At 41.0% G+C, this 19,028-nt stretch carries 17 protein-coding genes; 7 read left to right on the top strand and 10 right to left on the bottom strand.

Going from position 1 to position 19,028, the window contains the following annotated elements; translation table 11 throughout:
* Nucleotides 1-4 precede the first annotated feature (4 nt).
* Entirely contained in the window at nucleotides 5-1,609 is a 1,605-nt protein-coding gene (locus ACOQOA_RS03545; RefSeq protein WP_420547273.1) for a phytoene desaturase family protein, read from the bottom strand.
* Between the two features lie 202 nt (nucleotides 1,610-1,811).
* Between ACOQOA_RS03545 and ACOQOA_RS03550 the strand changes: the two genes are divergently transcribed.
* From ACOQOA_RS03550 to ACOQOA_RS03570, 5 genes are all read left to right on the top strand, one after another.
* On the top strand, nucleotides 1,812-2,477 hold the full coding sequence (locus ACOQOA_RS03550; protein WP_420547274.1) for a TetR family transcriptional regulator: 666 nt from the start codon (nucleotides 1,812-1,814) through the stop codon (nucleotides 2,475-2,477).
* 280 nt (nucleotides 2,478-2,757) lie between these two features.
* The gene (locus tag ACOQOA_RS03555; protein WP_420547275.1) at nucleotides 2,758-3,852 is read left to right on the top strand and encodes an extracellular solute-binding protein; all 1,095 of its coding nucleotides are present in this window, start codon (nucleotides 2,758-2,760) and stop codon (nucleotides 3,850-3,852) included.
* Nucleotides 3,853-4,004: 152 nt separating this feature from the next.
* Nucleotides 4,005-5,144: an ABC transporter ATP-binding protein gene (locus ACOQOA_RS03560; protein WP_420547276.1), complete on the top strand. Its 1,140-nt coding sequence runs from the start codon at nucleotides 4,005-4,007 to the stop codon at nucleotides 5,142-5,144.
* Nucleotides 5,141-6,097 carry an ABC transporter permease subunit gene (locus tag ACOQOA_RS03565; RefSeq protein ID WP_420547277.1) on the top strand — a complete coding sequence of 319 codons (957 nt, stop codon included), beginning with the start codon at nucleotides 5,141-5,143 and terminating at the stop codon, nucleotides 6,095-6,097. The genes ACOQOA_RS03560 and ACOQOA_RS03565 overlap by 4 nt, the downstream gene beginning before the upstream one ends.
* A gap of 1 nt (nucleotide 6,098) precedes the next feature.
* Nucleotides 6,099-6,953: an ABC transporter permease subunit gene (locus ACOQOA_RS03570; protein WP_420547278.1), complete on the top strand. Its 855-nt coding sequence runs from the start codon at nucleotides 6,099-6,101 to the stop codon at nucleotides 6,951-6,953.
* Between the two features lie 77 nt (nucleotides 6,954-7,030).
* Here ACOQOA_RS03570 and ACOQOA_RS03575 read toward each other — a convergent pair whose 3' ends face one another.
* The 5 genes from ACOQOA_RS03575 to aguB all read right to left on the bottom strand — a co-directional run bounded on the left by ACOQOA_RS03575 (nucleotide 7,031) and on the right by aguB (nucleotide 12,418).
* The gene (locus ACOQOA_RS03575; protein ID WP_420547279.1) at nucleotides 7,031-8,350 is read right to left on the bottom strand and encodes a uracil-xanthine permease family protein; all 1,320 of its coding nucleotides are present in this window, start codon (nucleotides 8,348-8,350) and stop codon (nucleotides 7,031-7,033) included.
* Between the two features lie 176 nt (nucleotides 8,351-8,526).
* Complete coding sequence (locus ACOQOA_RS03580; RefSeq protein WP_420547280.1) at nucleotides 8,527-9,708, bottom strand: glycerophosphodiester phosphodiesterase family protein; 1,182 nt, start codon at nucleotides 9,706-9,708, stop codon at nucleotides 8,527-8,529.
* Between the two features lie 181 nt (nucleotides 9,709-9,889).
* A complete protein-coding gene (gene ssb / locus ACOQOA_RS03585; RefSeq protein WP_420547281.1) occupies nucleotides 9,890-10,396 on the bottom strand; it encodes a single-stranded DNA-binding protein in 507 nt (168 codons plus the stop codon).
* A gap of 116 nt (nucleotides 10,397-10,512) precedes the next feature.
* Nucleotides 10,513-11,526: an agmatine deiminase family protein gene (locus ACOQOA_RS03590; protein ID WP_420547282.1), complete on the bottom strand. Its 1,014-nt coding sequence runs from the start codon at nucleotides 11,524-11,526 to the stop codon at nucleotides 10,513-10,515.
* Between the two features lie 16 nt (nucleotides 11,527-11,542).
* Nucleotides 11,543-12,418 carry an N-carbamoylputrescine amidase gene (gene aguB / locus ACOQOA_RS03595; protein ID WP_420547283.1) on the bottom strand — a complete coding sequence of 292 codons (876 nt, stop codon included), beginning with the start codon at nucleotides 12,416-12,418 and terminating at the stop codon, nucleotides 11,543-11,545.
* 111 nt (nucleotides 12,419-12,529) lie between these two features.
* On the opposite strand from aguB, the gene ACOQOA_RS03600 reads away from it, so the two are divergent.
* Complete coding sequence (locus tag ACOQOA_RS03600; protein ID WP_420547284.1) at nucleotides 12,530-13,348, top strand: LuxR C-terminal-related transcriptional regulator; 819 nt, start codon at nucleotides 12,530-12,532, stop codon at nucleotides 13,346-13,348.
* Between the two features lie 12 nt (nucleotides 13,349-13,360).
* On the opposite strand, the gene ACOQOA_RS03605 is transcribed toward ACOQOA_RS03600, so the two are convergent.
* The 4 genes from ACOQOA_RS03605 to ACOQOA_RS03620 are packed head-to-tail and all read right to left on the bottom strand — an operon-like array spanning nucleotide 13,361 to nucleotide 17,550.
* A complete protein-coding gene (locus tag ACOQOA_RS03605) occupies nucleotides 13,361-15,133 on the bottom strand; it encodes an HD domain-containing phosphohydrolase (RefSeq protein WP_420547285.1) in 1,773 nt (590 codons plus the stop codon).
* A 56-nt stretch (nucleotides 15,134-15,189) separates the two neighbouring features.
* Nucleotides 15,190-16,014, bottom strand: coding sequence for an MBL fold metallo-hydrolase (locus ACOQOA_RS03610; protein WP_420547286.1), 825 nt, complete (start codon nucleotides 16,012-16,014; stop codon nucleotides 15,190-15,192).
* 34 nt (nucleotides 16,015-16,048) lie between these two features.
* Nucleotides 16,049-16,741, bottom strand: coding sequence for an OmpA/MotB family protein (locus ACOQOA_RS03615; RefSeq protein ID WP_420547287.1), 693 nt, complete (start codon nucleotides 16,739-16,741; stop codon nucleotides 16,049-16,051).
* Nucleotides 16,742-16,752: 11 nt separating this feature from the next.
* On the bottom strand, nucleotides 16,753-17,550 hold the full coding sequence (locus ACOQOA_RS03620; protein WP_420547288.1) for a motility protein A: 798 nt from the start codon (nucleotides 17,548-17,550) through the stop codon (nucleotides 16,753-16,755).
* 147 nt (nucleotides 17,551-17,697) lie between these two features.
* Here ACOQOA_RS03620 and ACOQOA_RS03625 point away from each other — a divergent pair, with 147 nt between their 5' ends.
* Complete coding sequence (locus tag ACOQOA_RS03625; protein ID WP_420547289.1) at nucleotides 17,698-19,026, top strand: class I SAM-dependent RNA methyltransferase; 1,329 nt, start codon at nucleotides 17,698-17,700, stop codon at nucleotides 19,024-19,026.
* Nucleotides 19,027-19,028 lie beyond the last annotated feature (2 nt).

The raw sequence follows: 19,028 nt of genomic DNA on the forward strand, positions 1-19,028 counted from the left end.
GCCCTTATCCTCTCACAGTTTGTTTTGCGCCCATATCACGCAGGATTTCACGTGCGGCATTTGCCCCTGGTGCAGCCATCACTCCACCACCTGGATGGGTTGATGATCCACACATCCAAAGACCTTTAATCGGAGAGCGATATTGCGCATATCCCGGCACAGGACGGTTAAATAACAACTGATCAAAAGTTAATTCACCTTGGAAAATATTCCCTTCGGTAATACCCGCCTCCTGTTCAATATCCCAAGGTGTGCGGCATTCATAATGAAGGATGAGATCTTTGAAATTCGGACTGCGTTCTGCAATTTGATCGATAACGGATTGCGCTAGTCCATCACGAGCAGGCCCATCCCAACTTTCACCATTTGCCAGTTCATAAGGAGCATATTGTATAAACACAGTCATATAGTGCTTACCGGGTGGCGTCATCGTTGGGTCTGTACGGGTTGGTATCAACATATCGACATACGGATCCTTTGACCAAGTACCATTTTTCCAATCATCATACGCACGCTCCATGCGTTCCAAAGAATCAGTGAAATGCATATCACCATTTAGTATTGGATGATTATCTTCAACCCCTGCAAAAGTTGGCATACCATCGAGGGCAATATTCAGTTTTCCCGAAGAACCACGGATCTTAAAACGTTCCACTTTCCTAACGAAATCGTCGGGAAGTTGTTTACGTTCAACATGTTGCAAGAATGTACGCTTCACATCGGCATTCGAAACAATAGTGTCTGAGTAATATTCGTTACCATTTTCTAGAGCAACGCCAACGGCGCGACCGTTTTTCACAAGAATTTGGTCAACCCCACTCCCCATGACGATTTCACCACCATGATCTTTGAAACAAGCAGCTAAAGCTTTGGAAATGGCTCCCATACCGCCACGGGCGAATCCCCATGCACCGATATTGCCATCAACTTCCCCCATGTAATGATGTAGTAATACATAGGCTGTACCCGGTGACATTGGACCTAAAGCTGTACCGATAATTCCGGCTCCGGCAATAGTCGCCTTAACCACATCACTTTCAAAATATTCTTCAAGGAATTCGGCAACAGACATCGTCCAGAAACGGATAGTTTCATGCATATCAGCTTCGGAAAATTCATCAAATCTTTTCGCCAAAAACATCAATTCGTGTAAATCACGTGGATTAAATGATGTGGGGTCCGGTGCCATGCGCATTAATAACGGTTTAACAAAACGACATTGCTTTGACAGAAATGTCGAAAACCTCTCATAAGCTTCTGAATCCCGCTTGGAATGACGAGCCACTTCCTGGCGGTAAGCATCATGATCAGTATAATGCGCTAAGTGATCTCCATTTGCCATAAAAGTGCCACCACCAGAATATGGAACCACCTGTAAACCATAAGATGGCAAATTTAAATCACGTACAATTTCCGGCCGCAACAAACTACATACATAGGAACAATTTGAATATGTCCAATTCGGGTGCAATTCCAAACTACACGCAGCTCCACCGACATAATCGTTCTTCTCAACAACAAGAACATTTAGGCCCGCTTTGGCCATGAAACTGGCTGTGGTTAAGCCATTATGTCCTGCTCCGACGACAATAGCGTCATATTTTTTCATACTCACTCCCCTAGAAAATGTGGGTTCACCCACTCTCCGAGTTTCTTCAAACGACCATATGCTACACATAAAAATTTAATAATGTCCACTATTAACTGAGCGCTCATTTAATTATTACTTGTAATATACTGTATTTATTAAACAATATTTTTTAATTGACGAAAGTAAAAAAGAATCAGAAAATTTGATCACAATGAATACCATGACTATCAAACCAGAGGTTAAAAAACCTAGTCGCAGCCGGGCCGCAAATAAGGCCTTTCGGCGACAACAACTTATTGATGCGACATTAGATTGTATTGATGAAGTTGGTTTTGCGGGTACAACCCTTGCAAAGGTGGCAACAAAAGCAAGCTTGTCTCAAGGGATTGTAATCTTCCATTTCAAAAGTAAAGAGATACTTTTTGAGGAAACGTTGCGCTATATGACAAGCGAATATAGAAACACGTTACAATCCGCACTTTCAAAAGCACCAGATGAACCTATCGATCGCCTTTGTACAATGATACGAACAGATTTCGATCCCAAGATATGTAACGAAAAGAAAATCGGGATATGGCATGCTTTCTGGGGAGAAGCAAAAGCACACCCATTGTATAAAGAGCTATATAATGACGTAGATATAGAGTTCGGCAATATCATCGAGACAGAATGTGAAAAGCTAAGCGCCGCCTCTACTGCCAAGATGGATGGCCATAGTGCTATGCTGACAATTGAAAGTATGATTAACGGGTTATGGAATCGTTACCTTTTAACGCCACAAAGATTTGATCGAAAAAAATCGCTTAACGCGACACTGGATGTTGTATCATCAATCTATCCAGATTGTATGGATCAAGTTGAAATGTACAAACGCAGGCTAAAATAAGGGTTAGATGAATAAAGTTTTGCAAAGCTTGTATCTGCTTTGCCAAAACGGAAAAATAATGGCATTATATGCAAGTGTCTGTTTTTCCGGTATTTTCTGGAGATTTTGCAATCACCTAAAGTTTCCAGAAAGAGTAGAAGTCAAAATTTGGTCGTTTTTTTATATTGTGATCAAATCATATTTTGGCATCCTACTATTAAATAATTATTTAGATACAGCCATGCACAGGCTTAAAACGGGCAGAACAGGTCACTTTTAAAAAATTTGGGAGACTATCTAAATGAAGAAAGCAACATTAAAATCTGCGTTTGCAGGTGCAGCAACCGCCGCGATGACGTTTGCTGCGACTTCTGCTAGCGCGGAAGATTTACGCATTTATAACTGGGCTGAATATATTGGTGAGACAACAATTGAAGATTTCGCTAAAGAAACCGGTTACAATGTAGTTTATGATACATATGATTCAGTTGAAACTGTTGATGCAAAACTTTTAGCAGGTAAAACAGGCTATGACGTTGTAGACCACTCCTCTTCTACCTCTGCGAAGCTTGTTAAAGCAGGTATTTTACACGAAATCGATAAGAGCAAATTATCTAATTATGGAAATATTCGTACAGATATTTTGAAACTTATGGAAAAGTGGGATCCAGGTAACAAATACATGGTACCTTACACATGGGGCACAAATGGCGTTACTTTCGTTCCTTCCGAAGTTGAAAAAGTACTACCAAATGCACCATTGAATTTTGATATGATTTTCAAACCAGAAAATATGGAAAAACTGGCACAATGTGGCGTATCTTTCTTAGATTCCCCTGAAGATGTTATCCCAATGGCGCTTGGTTATCTTGGCTTAGATCCAAATTCGACAAATAAAAAAGATTACAAAAAAGCTGGCGAATTACTAGCATCCGTTCGCCCATATATTAAAACATTTGATAACTATGCTTACACACGCTTAGCAGAAAAAGAATTTTGCGTCATGGTTACATGGGGTCCGGATGGCCTATTAGCTCAAGATGCTGCAAATGAAGCAGGCTTAGATCTTAAGGTTGACTTCTTTACTCACCCTGGCGCATCAGCGCTTTGGGTAGACTCCTGGATGATTCCATCAGATGCAGGTAACGTAGATGGTGCCCATAAATTCATTGACTATATGAATCGCCCACAAGTTGCTGCTGATGCTTCTAATGCGGTTTGGTATGCAAATACTAACCATGCAGCCGATGAGCTTGTCGACGAAGTGGTAAGAAGCAGTAAGGCAGCTTACCCTCCAGCAGAAGAAGTTGCGACAATGTATACTGGTGAGACATTACCACAAAAAGTAAACCGTGTTCGCACACGCACATGGACAAACTTTAAGTCTGCCAACTAATTGTAACTTAATAAGAAAGGCGTTTTCCTAACTGGATTACGCCTTTCTTTTTCTACTTATTAAAATTGTGATCACATTAAAACTTTACATATTGTGATCACATTTTTAATATAGACGATCAAACTAAGTAACAATTAATCGGAGTAAGCAGGGTGCCATTAGATACTAAAATTGAAGATCGGCCTTGGCTTGATTCAAGCATAGAGCCTTTCATCAAGATCCAAAATGTAACCAAGAAATTTGGTGCATTCACAGCCGTCGACCGTATTGATCTAAACGTATATCAGGGTGAGTTATTCTCACTTTTAGGTGGGTCTGGCTGCGGTAAGACGACATTATTACGAATGCTCGCAGGATTTGAAGAAGTCACATCTGGTCATATATTTATTGATGGTCAGGACATGGCTGGTATTCCACCCTATGAACGTCCTGTGAATATGATGTTCCAATCTTATGCTCTCTTCCCGCATATGACTGTAGAGAAAAACGTGGCATATGGCTTAAAACGTGATGGTGTTCCAAAACTAGAAATTGCAAGCCGCGTTACCGAAATCCTTGATATGGTGGAATTAGGCCAATTTGCCTCTCGTAAACCACATCAATTATCTGGTGGTCAACGTCAACGTGTTGCTTTAGCACGCGCATTAGTAAAAAAACCAAAGCTGCTCCTTTTAGATGAACCATTAGGTGCCTTGGATAAACGTCTCCGTGAACAAACTCAATTTGAATTGATGGATTTGCAAGAACAGCTTGGTATTACTTTTATGGTCGTAACGCATGACCAAGAAGAAGCAATGACGCTCTCCACGCGAATCGCTGTGATGGATCAAGGTGATATCATTCAAATCGGTACGCCAACTGAAATTTACGAATATCCAGAAAGCCGCTTTACGGCTGGGTTTATCGGAAACGTAAATATGTTTGAAGGCCGTGTAACCGATAACAGTGCTGATCATGTAACTGTACAAGGCACAGACGGCACAGAATTCTACATCGATCATGGTCAGAATGTGAAAGAAGGGCAAAAAGTTTGGGTGGCAGTTCGCCCAGAGAAACTTGTTATAAATAAAGAAGAAGTAACCAAAGGTCCGAACCAACTACGTGGTTCTGTTGATGATATTGGATATATGGGAAATCACTCCATCTATCGTGTTAAATTGGACTCAGGTCGTATCGTTCAAACCACTGCACAAAATATTGTGCGTCCAAAAGATGCAGAATGGGCTGTGGACTGGGATGATAAAGTAACATTAACATGGGAGCCGTCCGCGACGGTATTGTTGACAAAATGAGTGATAATGCGATCTCAAATGAGTCATCAATACAGGAGCGATCTACGCTTTCCTGGTTGGATGACAAACTCCAACAGAGCTGGAAATTTCTTTTATTATTAATACCATATGCTTGGTTATTAATCTTCTTTCTAGCACCTTTCATCCTTGTTCTTAAAGTATCTCTGGCGGAACCGGCTTATGCAAGACCTCCTTATACGCCTCTATGGGAATGGGCCGAAGATGGATATTTAACTGTCACTTTGATCTTTGAGAACTTCTCATATCTCTGGGAAGATGAGCTCTATTATGAGACATATCTCAATTCAGTGGTCATTGCCTTTAACTCGACGATCATGTGTTTATTGATTGGTTATCCTATTGCATATGGCATTGTGCGATCTTCGACATCTGTCCGTAATATTTTACTATTACTTATTATCTTACCTTTCTGGACCTCTTTCCTGTTACGCGTTTATGCATGGATGGGCATCCTTGGCCAAGGTGGAGAGCTAAACGACATCCTGATTTTCCTCGGTATTTTGGATGAGCCTCATCAATTCCTATACACACAATTCGCTGTATATGTCGGGATCGTGTATTCATATTTGCCGTTCATGATTTTGCCTTTATATGCAAGTCTTGAAAAACTGGATATGACACTAAATGAAGCAGCTGCAGATCTAGGTGCAAAACCAATTACAACCTTCTTAACTGTTACTCTTCCACTATCAATTCCTGGAATTGTTGCAGGATCAATGTTGGTATTCATTCCTGCTACGGGTGAATATGTTATTCCCGATCTATTAGGTGGCGGTAATGTTGCTATGATCGGAAGGCAACTCTTTAACGAGTTTGGTGCCAATAAAGATTGGCCTGTTGCTTCTGCTGTTGCCATTGCTTTGCTGATCTTGCTGGTTGTTCCGATGATGATTTATCAGCATTACCAAGCAAAAGAGACGGAGGCAGCATAAAATGAGTAAAAATTCTAAATTTGTTACCACGTTAATGTGTATTGGATTTACCTTCCTTTACATTCCTATGGTGTTATTGGTTATCTATTCGTTCAATGACTCTAGATTCGTAACCGTATGGGGCGGATTCTCAACTAAGTGGTATGGTGAGTTACTTAACAATCAGTTGGTTATCGATTCTGCCATTTTGAGTTTACAAATTGCATTTGTCACTGCTTGTGCAGCTGTTGTCTTAGGAACTATGGCAGGTATTGCACTTGTACGTTTTGGTAAATTCAAAGGGCGCACCCTGTTTTCAGGAATGATTTCCGCACCATTGGTCATGCCTGAAGTAATTACGGGTCTTTCCTTACTGATGTTGTTCATCGCTTTGGAAAATGCCTTAGGAGTCCCAGAACGCGGATTCTGGACAATTACCATTGCCCATATCACTTTCTCCATGGCTTTTGTTGCAGTCATTATCCAAGCACGCTTGGCTGGGATGGATGAGTCTTTGGAAGAAGCAGCCATGGATTTAGGCGGTAAACCGCTTCGCGTATTGTTCGATATTACATTACCGTTGATTGCCCCGGGTATGATTTCTGGCTGGTTGCTGGCCTTTACCATGTCTCTTGATGATTTGGTTATCGCAAGTTTTACCGCAGGTCCCGGCGCAAATACATTGCCAATGTATATCTTCTCTAAAGTCAAAACGGGTTTACGCCCAGATATCAATGCACTTGCTACATTGATCATTCTGACTGTGGCTATAGGGGTATTCATCGCAGGTTGGCTGATGTTACGTCAGGATAAACAGCGTAAGGCCGATGAGCAAATGGCAGCAATGGAAGCAACAAAGGATGAGCAAGCAGCTTAATCTATTAATTTTGTTACGCTTTACGAAAAAGAGCTCAGTTTTTACTGAGCCCTTTTTCTATGTATTCTATCTAAAACTTATTCTTCATGTTTTGGTAAAATTAAGTTTAAGATCACAGCCAAGAATGCGGATGGTAACAATCCCGATGTCATCAATATTTTCATTGTCGATGGTAGATGCTGAAGTGCTTCAGGAACTGCTTGTAACCCTAAACCTGCGGACATTGAAACCGCTAAAATCAACATATTGCGACGGTTCCAATTCACTTCGCTTAGCATATTGATACCTGCTGAGGCGACCATACCAAACATAACGATAACACCGCCACCTAACACAGCTGTTGGCATAGAGGAAATAACAGCGCCAAATTTGGGGATCAAACCGCCAATAATAAGGAAAATTGCCCCAAACGAAACCACATGGCGACTCATAACACCTGTCATGGAAACAAGTCCTACATTCTGACTGAAAGATGTATTTGGCAAACCACCAAATAAACCAGCTAATGCAGTCCCAACACCGTCTGCCATGGTACCGCCTGCAATTTCTTTGTCCGTTGCTTCGCGGTTTGCACCACCTTTGGTGATACCAGAAATATCCCCAACAGTTTCAATGGCAGATACAATCCCCATCAAACACATGCCAATGATAGCGGCTGCATTAATCTCAAAACCAAACTGCAATGGGGATGGGACAGCAAACCATTCCGCGCCCCCTACTTTACCGAAATTCACCATTCCCATTGGAATAGCGACTAAATATCCGACAACTAACCCCACTAAAACTGCTGCCGTCGACAACATACCCTTACTAAAAAACTTCAATCCCAATGTGACAAGGATTACAATTAGAGCTAAAGACCAATGCTCCCATGTACCAAACTCTGGTTTTCCCATCAATGGCACACCACCTGCAGCATATTTAATACCAACAGGTATCAAGGAGAGGCCAATAGTTAAAACAACAATACCTGTAACTAGCGGAGGTAACGCATTTCTAATTCTACCAATTACAGTCCCCAAGAAGAAATGGAATATCCCGCCAATCACAACTCCACCAAAAAGCGCGGCCATCCCTGCAGTTTTAACTACAGGGATCATAACTGGAATAAAGGCAAAGCTTGTTCCCTGCACGATTGGAAGTTTAGCCCCAATTGGCCCAAGACCAACCGTTTGTATAAGTGTAGCAATACCTGCGAAAACCATGACCATCTGAATCATGTAAACCATCTCTGCAGATCCAAAAGCAAAACCTGCAGCTAAGCTAATGATAATAGCTGGCGTCACGTTACTGGCAAACATTGCCAGAACATGCTGGATTCCAAGTGGTACTGCTTGTTGTAAAGGGGGTGTATAGTCCGGATTTTGCAAATCCGACTTGCTTGTTCCCTCAATCATAATAGCCTCCTGTTCAAGAAAGGAAAATTTGATATAGAGGCTAATGATTATATTTAGTTTATGGCCCCTATCCCCAAATGTGTCACATTATGTAACACAAACGTAAAATAGGCTGATTCCAATTTCTTTGTGAAGACACAGTAATTTAGTGGGAATTAAGGTCACATAATGCAACGTTACAATTGCATACAATTCGCGTAATAAGTGGTTGTTTCTGGCCAATCTGAAAATACAGCTGAAACCCCGATATCTTGCGCAAGTACGTCTAGTAGTTCAAATACCTGACCATCATTGTCGATCAAATCAGAGATAGATTGATAGTACCAACCTCCACCATTTTTAAGAGATCCTGAACGTTCAACAGTCCATGCAATTATCTTAAGCCCTGCGGCCTTGGCTTCATTGGCATATGGGGAAGGTATAATTCTACCATCTTTTGATTGTACTAACATCCACAATGGAGGTGCTATAAAATTGAGACCAGTCTCTTTTAGTTCTTTCATAGTAGGTTCGAAAGACTTTGGATTTAAAAAGTTAAACCCTTCATCGCGATAACGTCCATCTAAGAATACAGCTTGCTTGGCATATTCTGGTTCATTTTTGAGCCAATACATTACATCGTCTAAGTTAAATGACTGAATAAAAACATCTTCTGCAGGGATACCTGCTTCTCGATATTCATCAACTAATTGTTGAGCATAATCTTCCTGAGAAAATCCATCATATGGCATATCAACAATAGGTCGTTTCAACTCCGGAATAAACTTAACGTTTAATGATTTAAACAGATCTATAGATTCTGAATGGGTAATAAGCCGACCTTCCCCACTATTCTCGGATAGATATTCATCAATTGTTTGGGCTTCCTTATTAACTTTCCCTATTTTACCTTTAAGTGAGCGAAATTCCGCTAAAGTGATATCACTTGTACGACATAACGCCTTGGCTTTTTCATCATCTTTTCCTGCCTCGAACGGAATGGCACATGTATCTGAAAGTGAGCTGGTCAAAATATCAGTTGTTTCATGTAAGTCGCTTTGTGAATGACGACATACCAGCACCTTATCCTTTGTGAAGGTAACATCACATTCAAGTATACCTGCCCCCATGTTAGCCGCGGCAATATATGACTCAATTGTATGTTCTGGAAAATTTAGAGGGGCGCCTCTATGTCCTATAGAGAAAGACGTTTTCGTAATCGGTTGGCTCTGACATGAAAGCAACTTGTCCTTTAAGGCACTGGGTTCCATTTGTTTTATAAGTTGTAATGGTCTTGTTGAAATATCTTCCGCAACGGCTTGATAACCTATAAGCGGCGTTGAGCATAATAACACCGCACTGAATAAAAGCGCTTTCATAACAAAACCATTCCTTTTAAAACTCATTATAATATCAACGAGGTCTCACATTCGAACCAATTTATGACATTAAAAACAAATTGTTAAGTTCATATGAAAGTCACATGCAATAAATAAAAAAGCTGCTCTGTTCAAAAGAACAGAGCAGCTTTAATTTTCTCTTTGATCTAGTCAATAGACACTAGAACGGAATCTCATCATCTAGGTCAGCACTACCGCCGAAACCACCACCGGAACCTGAGCCACCACCGTAGCCGCCACCGAAGCCGTCATCATAGCCGCCACCGCTAGACTGTTGGCCGCCACTGAAACCGCCACCGGCAGATGCACCGCCGCCTTCACCACGACTATCTAGCATAGTCATATTACCGCCGAAGCCAGATACAACAACTTCGGTTGAATAACGATCTGCACCACTTTGATCTTGCCATTTACGTGTTTGAAGTTTGCCTTCAATCAGTACCTTGGAACCTTTACGTAAATAACGCTCACATACGTCAGCAATTTTACCAAAGATCACCACACGATGCCATTCAGTACGATCTTGGTTATTACCATCACGATCGCGCCAGCGTTCAGTTGTCGCAATACGTAAATTCGCAACTTTATCCCCGTTTTGAGTGTTACGAATTTCCGGATCTGCGCCCAGATTACCAACGAGAATAACTTTATTTAAGCTGCCAGACATAAGGCCCCCAATAATTTAGTAGTGATCAATTTTATTCAATATACGAATAACTTCATTTAGGAGGCGTAGCATAATCAAGTGTTGCTTTAATCACAACACTTGACTTGCAAGGGTTTCTATTTTGCAGAAGGTTGTTGTTGGGTAATACAGTGTATTCCCCCGCCTCCCTGCGCAATATCATCTATTTGAATTTGCACAATTTTACGACTCGGATACAGCTTTTCATAAACCTTTCGGGCTCGTTCGTCGGTTGGTAAATTATATTTCGGCATAATCACCGCACCATTTGCGAGATAGGCATTAATATATGATAGGCAGAATCGATCTCCTTTTTCTTTTGCACCCCACGCATCCTCAATAAAGGTGATATCGATCTCTCGTCCTCTCGCGTCTGTTTGCCCTTTCATAGCGCGGATATTCTCGTTTAAGACATGATAGAATGGATGTTCTGAGGAAAACGCCTTTTCCATTAAAACGATACTAGGCCGAACAAAAGCTGCAATACCATCCACATGACCATTTGTTTCGTCTTCATCCACATTCCCTGGAATCCAGATAACTTTCTCAACTCCCAAACAGTATCTGAGTTCATCTTCGACTTCTTTTTTGGTCCAACCCGGGTTTCTATTCGGATTTAAAAAACACGATTCAGTTGTGATAACAGTTCCTTCTCCATCAACTGTGATTCCACCCCCCTCAGCTTTTAAGGACGACTGAATATATTGGAAACCTTCATGTTTCATAATGCGTTCAGCCATCTTCGCATCTTGATCGTACGGGAAATAGTTCTCTCCCCAACAATTAAAGGAAAAACATGAACCGGCGATATTTCCTTTATCGTCAATTAAGAAATTGGGACCGCTGTCACGTGCCCACGCATCATCGATAGGAATCTCTACAATTTCAGCGTGATTACCCAGCATTTGTTTAGCTTCATCAACATCATCTGGATGTGTTACCATCGACACAGTTTCAAATTCACTGATCGCTTTTGCAACTGTTGCATAATTCTTTTTAGTCGCTTTGCAATTAAACCCATTACGCCGCGGCCAAGCCATCCAACAACGATCATGTTTTTCCCACTCAGCGGGCATATGAAAACCATCACCTAATTCGTTTACTAAAGTCATTCTACCCTCCCAATTTTTAAATAGATGCATCCATCTTCAAAATATCTCCATATAAATCAGGGCGACGATCCCGAAAAACGCCCCAGGAATCACGCATCTCATGACAAATATCCAGATCAAACTCTGCGACTAAAACTGCCTCTTCATCGCGATTTGCATCTTTTATGATGTCGCCAAACTGATCTGCTATAAAGGAGGTGCCATAAAACGTCAGATGGTTATCACTATTTGTTGCAACTTCTTTTCCTACCCGGTTTGAGGCTACGACCGGTACCAAGTTAGCACCAGCATGCCCTTGCATTACACGGCGCCAATGACCACTACTATCGTGACCTTCCATTGAGAGTTCACTTCCAATTGCTGTAGGATAAAACAATATCTCTGCCCCTTTTAACGCCATAGAACGCGCTGCCTCTGGAAACCATTGATCCCAACAAATACCAACACCTATCTTCGCATAAGCTGTCTGTGTCACTTGAAATCCACTATCTCCTGGACTGAAATAAAACTTTTCCTGATATCCGGACCCGTGTGGAATGTGGCTTTTTCGATAATGACCTTTGATTTGCCCATCAACATCAATAACAGCAATTGAGTTGAACCGAGTATTCCCTGCGCGCTCAAAGTAAGAAATCGGCAGTACTACTTTCAGTTCTTTTGCTAATTTTTGGAAATGCGTTATAAGTTCACTTCCTGTTAAAGGTTCTGCCAGCTTATTGAACTTATAATCCTCTTCGATACAGAAATATGGAGTTTTAAAGAGCTCCTGTAGTAAGATAATTTGCGCTCCTTGTTGAGCTGCCTCTTTCACCAACTCTGTTGCTTTTCGGATATTATTATCAATATCCCAACTACATGCCATTTGCGTTGCTGCAACCTTTACCTTTGTCATTTTTAACTCCTAGATGTATTATTTATAATCATCTTATGGATAATATTTGCTAAAAATATACAATTACAGTAGTACTACCTTAATGGTAAATTTACGTAGATAGTTTCAAGAATGATCAGTAAAACAGACCAAGTTATTACGGCGTTAGCTAAGTTAACAAACGCACTTCATACCCCGAGTTTTGATCAGGTATATAAGCAGTTTTTAAAGGAAATGATCTATTTTGATCATGCGGTTACCCTTGCTTACTACCAAGAAAGACAACCTATAATTCTCCATAAAGTATATTCTGATGACATTACTGAGGAATCTTTGACCGAATATGTTAGGCGTGCGTATTTACTTGACCCTGTTTACACAGCGCATCTCAACCAGATTGAGCCTGGATGCTATAAATTATTAGATGAAATTGCACCGGATCGTTTCAAAAACACACCGTATTTTGAGTCATATTATCAAGAAACCGACATCAGTGATGAAGTGGTATTCATCACCTATACAGAAACAGGCTATACGCTTGTTCTATCTTTATTCAGGCTACTGGATTACGATGATCGCCTGACAAAAAAAGAATTTAATCACTTAAAACTTATTGCCCCAATGTTGCTGGCACTCATGAAGCAACAATGGAATAACTTCAGCGATTCTCGCCTACATCTGGAAGAAGAAAGTGATCCGTTAAAAATACGAATTCAAAGCGCAATTGAGAAAAAAGAAGGCTTGTCCCTAACAGATCGACAAGCGGAAATAATTGCACTTACCTTGCGAGGGCATTCAGCAACATCGATTGGCCTATTACTTGAAATAAGTTCAGATACCGTCAAAGTTCATAGAAGAAATATATACAACCGTCTCAGAATATCATCGCAAGCAGAATTATTTGCGCTCGTAATTTCTGCAATCGGCCCTTTAACAGAAACCAAGAAATAATAGTTATAAAACTTAATGTGTTAGATACTTATCTTCAGGCATAAAATCAGCCACGTTTACATTATCTATCTGATCAGGACGCAAGAATGTATCTGCATATCGTTTCCATACACCTGCCTCTAGAAATAGCTTAAAAAGATCAGGATCTATATGCTGATCTTTGACCATAAATGTCATAATCTTCAAGGATTCTGAAACAGTTTTAGCTTTCTTATATGGCCGGTCTGCAGCTGTTAGCGCTTCGAAAATATCTGCAATTGCCATCATTCTTGCGGGCAAGGACATATCTTCTTTTTTCAAGCCATTTGGATAACCGCTACCATCCATTTTTTCATGATGTCCTCCCGCATATTCGGGAACACGCTGCATCTTCTTTGGAAATGGTAACTGTTCCAACATCTTAATGGTCACAACAATATGGTCATTGATAGTTTCACGTTCTTCAGCGGTTAAGGTACCGCGTTGAATTGCCAGATTGTAAAGCTCACCCAAATTATATTTATCAACCTTGTGTTCAACCTTATCATCCAACAATTTTTCGATTGCAGGAGCTGCCGGAATATCCAACTCTTTAACACGCATACTTTCCATCGGGCTTAGCCCTAACGTGCTATCAAAGTTCCGTGTCCATTCCTGTACACCGATTTCTCTCAAGCGCACAATATCTTCTTCATCCATAAATTCGCCGCCGACATTGGCTTTCGCTACAAAAGCCCACTCTTCCTCAAGGCGCATTTTTTCTGCATCATAATCTGCTTTTGCTTGAACCTTATCTTCCCCGTCAAGACAACGTTTTAGATATGCTATTTCTGCATCTCTAAGAAGAACCTCAAATCGAGTACGGATTTCATGTACGCGGTTGTATATTGTTTCAAGCTTGGATGCTTTATCAACCACATATTCCGGTGTTGTGATCTTACCACAATCATGAAGCCAGCAAGCTACATGTAATTCATACCATTGATCTTCAGTTAGATCGAAATCGGCAAAAATTCCATAATCAGACTCGCAAGCAACACGCGCCAGATCTTTCGTTATTTCTGGAACTCGCTGACAATGACCACCTGTATAAGGAGATTTATCATCAATCGATGATGCGAGCATTTGCAAAAGGGAATCCCATAGTTTTCTCTGCGCCTGAATTAACTGCTGGTTTTCCAAAGCCACAGCTGCTTGAGATGTAAGAGCTTGAATAATTGGTTGTAAAGAACGACTGAATGGAACAGATTCACCATCTTCGTCTCTTGAGTTAATAAGCTGTAAGACCCCAATCACTTCATCATCATTATTGATCATTGGCACTGTTAGGAAGGATTTAGATCTAAACCCCATATTGGCATCAAATGCTTTTGTACCTGAAAAATCATATTCATGATCTTCATATGCATCAGGAATGTTGCTCGCTTTCTTGGCATGATATACAGCAGACGCAACGTTATTTAAATTTGGCTCACCATCTCGATAAAGCGGTACCGGTGGAAATGTAATATCAACACCCGTCGTGCCACCCATTGCGATATCGAGGCTATCTGTGCGCATAATTTCAAACGAAAGGCCATCGGCCTTATCGTTAACCAAATATAATGTACCACCATCGGCATATGTAATTTCTTTTGCTTCAAGCAAAATCATCTCTAAGAGACGGTTAAGGTTTTTCTCTGCTGAAAGTGCAATACCCAAATCAACAAGACGATAAAAGAATTTTTCACTGGATCTACGTCCGACATCCGTTTTACGGCGGTCGCCCCCTTCATCTCTATCGCTTTCTCTTCTATCGTAATACATTAATTTGGTTAACCTTGATTTATTTTTATATTTATAGATCGTTTATTTCAAACTCATTACACAACCGTAATTTTCATTTGTTCTCGTGCGACAATTGCACCATCCCATTCATTACGAGCGTTACGTTCAATTTGCTCCATCACATCATCCGTATGACTTGGATCATGGTGAAATATGGCCATCATTCGTGCATTTGCAAGTTTACAAAGCCGAATACCTTCCTCCCAAGTGGAATGTCCCCATCCAACCTTTGAAACAAATTCTTCTTCAGTATAGGTACAATCATAAATCACGAGATCTGCATCCCTAATCAACTCTACCACATTTTCATTGGTTTCGCCCGGGATATGTTCTGTGTCAGTCACATAACAAACCGCGCGTCCTTTATACTCCACTCGATAGCCTGTAGCACCATTTGGATGATGTAACGCTGCAGTTTTCACAATCACTTGATCACTGATAGCGATATCGTCACCAGAGGTAAAATCCTCAAAAACCATATCACTTTGCATCGCTTCCAAAGGAATCGGAAAGAAAGGTTGTGCCATTTGCCCTTTAAACAGTTTTAAAATCCCGCCCTGCTCACGGGCATGCCCCGCCATAACCTTTAGTTTAAAGTTCGGCATATAAGCAGGTGTAAAAAATGGAAAGCCATTAATATGATCCCAATGAGTATGGGATAATAAAATATAGGCACTCCCTCCCTCTTCTTGTACCATTGCTTCGCCAAGGCCTTTTAACCCGGTACCTGCATCAAAAATCAAACGCTCTCCACCAGCATTAACCTCTACACAACTAGTATTTCCACCGAAACCAATATGTTGTGGAGATGGGCATGCTATAGACCCTCTTACACCCCAGAATTTAACGTTAAACGACATTAAAAAAAGTTACCTTCCTGCGAACAGATATCCGTTAAAATGCTTCATTTGCAAAACCAGGGAAAAGACGAATTGAAACTCGTCGATTTTGAGCTTTGTTTTCCGGTAATGAATTACCCATTACATCTTTTTCCGGTACTTTCGGTTTTGTATCTGCATATCCGGATGCCTTCATACGATACGCGTCCATACCTTGTGAAATCAAGTATCTTACGACAGATGCAGCCCTGGCCGCAGACAACTCCCAATTAGACGGATAAATCGATGTATCTGCAATTGGGTCAGAATCTGTATGTCCCTCAATATCTACCATAAACAAATCATAAGGGGTTTCTTGAAGTTCACGCTTAATTTTCTTAAGTATCAATTTTGCCGGATCACTCAAATTCGCTGAACCGTCCTCAAAAAAAGAGCCACTCCCGAAATTAATAACAACACCAACATCATCAAACCCAACATCTACACTTTCGGGTGGCAAACTATCTTCTTCCTCAATCGATGTTGATAAAATAGATTGCAACTCGAATATTGGTGTTTTGGTCGGGTCGTCTTGACCACCTACATACTCTTTAATACCAGCCTGTACTTGTTCAAACATTGGAATATCAACTTTTGAGAAAGAAACAAGCATGACAAAGAAAGCCATAAGAAGTGTAATAGCATCAGCATAAGTCGCGAGCCAATCTTCTGAGTCTTCCTCTTCAACATCTTGCTTCTTACGTCTCATGCTTCACCCCCTCATTGACTCGCCATTTGCTTATCAATGTCATATTGAATAGCTGGATCAAGGAAACTATTCATCCGATCTTGAATCAAACGAGGATTTTTTCGATCAGATAATAAAGCCATACCTTCTGCCATCAATTCCATACGAAAACGAGAAATTTGATTTCTTTGTGTCATTTTATTCGCTGCAGGCATAAAAATCATTCGAGCAATAACAACGCCGTACAAAGTTGTATTTAAAGCCACAGCTAATCCAGGGCCAAGACTTTTGGGATCTCCCCCCATATTATCCAACATAATGATTAATCCCACCAATGTACCAATCATTCCAAATGCAGGCGCCGTTCCAGCCATTGTTTTCAAGATATTCGCAGGCACCATATTACGTTCAAAAGTTGTATCAACCATGCGCAACATATTTTCACGCACATCCTCGCCCGAATGCCCAGATAAAATCATCTCCAACCCAAATGAAATGAACGGATCGTTTTTAACTTTTTTTAATTCGTCATCCAAACCGACTATACCATTTTGTTGGGCGATATATCCCCATTTAATTACACGACCGACTTCTTGGTTCATAATACTACGCCCAATACGTTGAGGTGTAAAAATGCTCAACGCCGCCTTTAATGCAAGCATTACATATCGGGCTTCTTGCCCCAAAAAAGTAGCTGCTAAAGTACCGCCAAGTACCATAACTAAACTAGGCGCATCGACAAAAATATACGGATTATCTGTACTCAAAAAAATGGAGCCAATAAATAACCCAAATGCAGCTAAAAAGCCGATAAAACTGTTAATAGACATTTTGACCTGTCTTTACCTGTAACTTTCATTATATCAGACAAGTTGCTATTCCCATGGTTAGCGCGTAAAAACGGCTATGTCTGATACCCCTTTATAGATTACTATACGAATAAAGTACTAGAATCGCAGAAAAAGTTAAACAAAATAATGCCTTCAAATCATAATCGTCGGAATCGAAAGTCAAAAAAACCCCAATTCACCTCTCACCCTGTGGAAGTGGAAATCACCCGCCTTGGCGCTGGCGGAGATGGAATTGCTACAGATGATAAAGGTCGTACGATCTATATGCCTTATAGTTTACCCGGAGAGATTGCCGTTGGAAAAACTATTGCAAAACGCGGTGAAGGTATCGCTGCCAAACTTGAAAGCATTCAAAATCCATCAAAAAGCCGAGTGGAGCAGAAATGTGACTACTTCGGACGGTGCGGCGGTTGTTCCATGCAGCATATGGCGACTGATGCAATCGCAGATTGGAAAAGAGAAACTCTCACCAAAACATTACATCAAAAAGGCTTAGATGATTTCCCTGTAAACCCAACAAAATCGGTTCCAGCGGGAACACGCAGACGCGCACGTTTTGCCGTGAAACCAACGCAAAATAAATGTGTGTTCGGCTTTAATAGCCCGTTTAGTAAGCAAATCATCGATATTGAAACTTGCCCGCTTCTATCACCTAAACTTTCAGAAGCGTTATCAGTTTTACGTCATCTTAGTGGATCCATTGAAGGTTTTTCTATGGGCGGTGATGTGCAGGCAACCGAAACACAAAACGGTTTAGACATCTTATTTGTTCCCAACAATAATGGGGAATTAACACTTCAGGATCGGGAAAATCTGATCGAATTCGCTAATCAGCATCAGGTGGCTCGTATCGCTTGGGAAAATGACGGCTGGGTAGAACCTGTATGTGCTTTGTTACCGGCAGATATCAAATTTGCCCATACGGATGTTGCTGTTCCTATTGGTGCATTTTTACAACCAAGTCAGGCAGGACAAGATATTCTTGTCGAACTGGTTTGCAAGGCTGTTGGTGATGCAAAGAAAATCGCCGACCTATATTGTGGCTGCGGCACATTTACTCTTCCTCTAGCCGCTCTTCCCCAAAAACCAATTGTACATGCAGCGGACGGATTAGAAGATCAAGTATCAGCCATGCGTAAAGCTGTTGCAGGTCAAAAGATTACCGTTGAATCCGTTGATTTGGCGAAAACCCCACCCAGCAGTGAAGAACTAAATGCATTTGATGCAGTTGTATTCGACCCTCCTCGTGCGGGTGCACAACGTTTGGCAGAAAGTCTCGCTTGGTCAAATGTTGAAACAATTGTCGCTGTTTCATGTAATCCGGCAACGTTAGCCCGTGACCTGCGTATCCTTGTAGATGGCGGATATGAAATTATTGAAGTGACACCCGTGGATCAGTTTACTTGGTCAGCCCATCTGGAAGCCGTTGTGGTTTTGAAGCGTGAGTCATTTTAGAT

Source organism: Curvivirga sp. (genome assembly GCF_965219885.1).
Taxonomy (GTDB): Bacteria; Pseudomonadota; Alphaproteobacteria; order UBA8366; family Aestuariispiraceae; genus Curvivirga.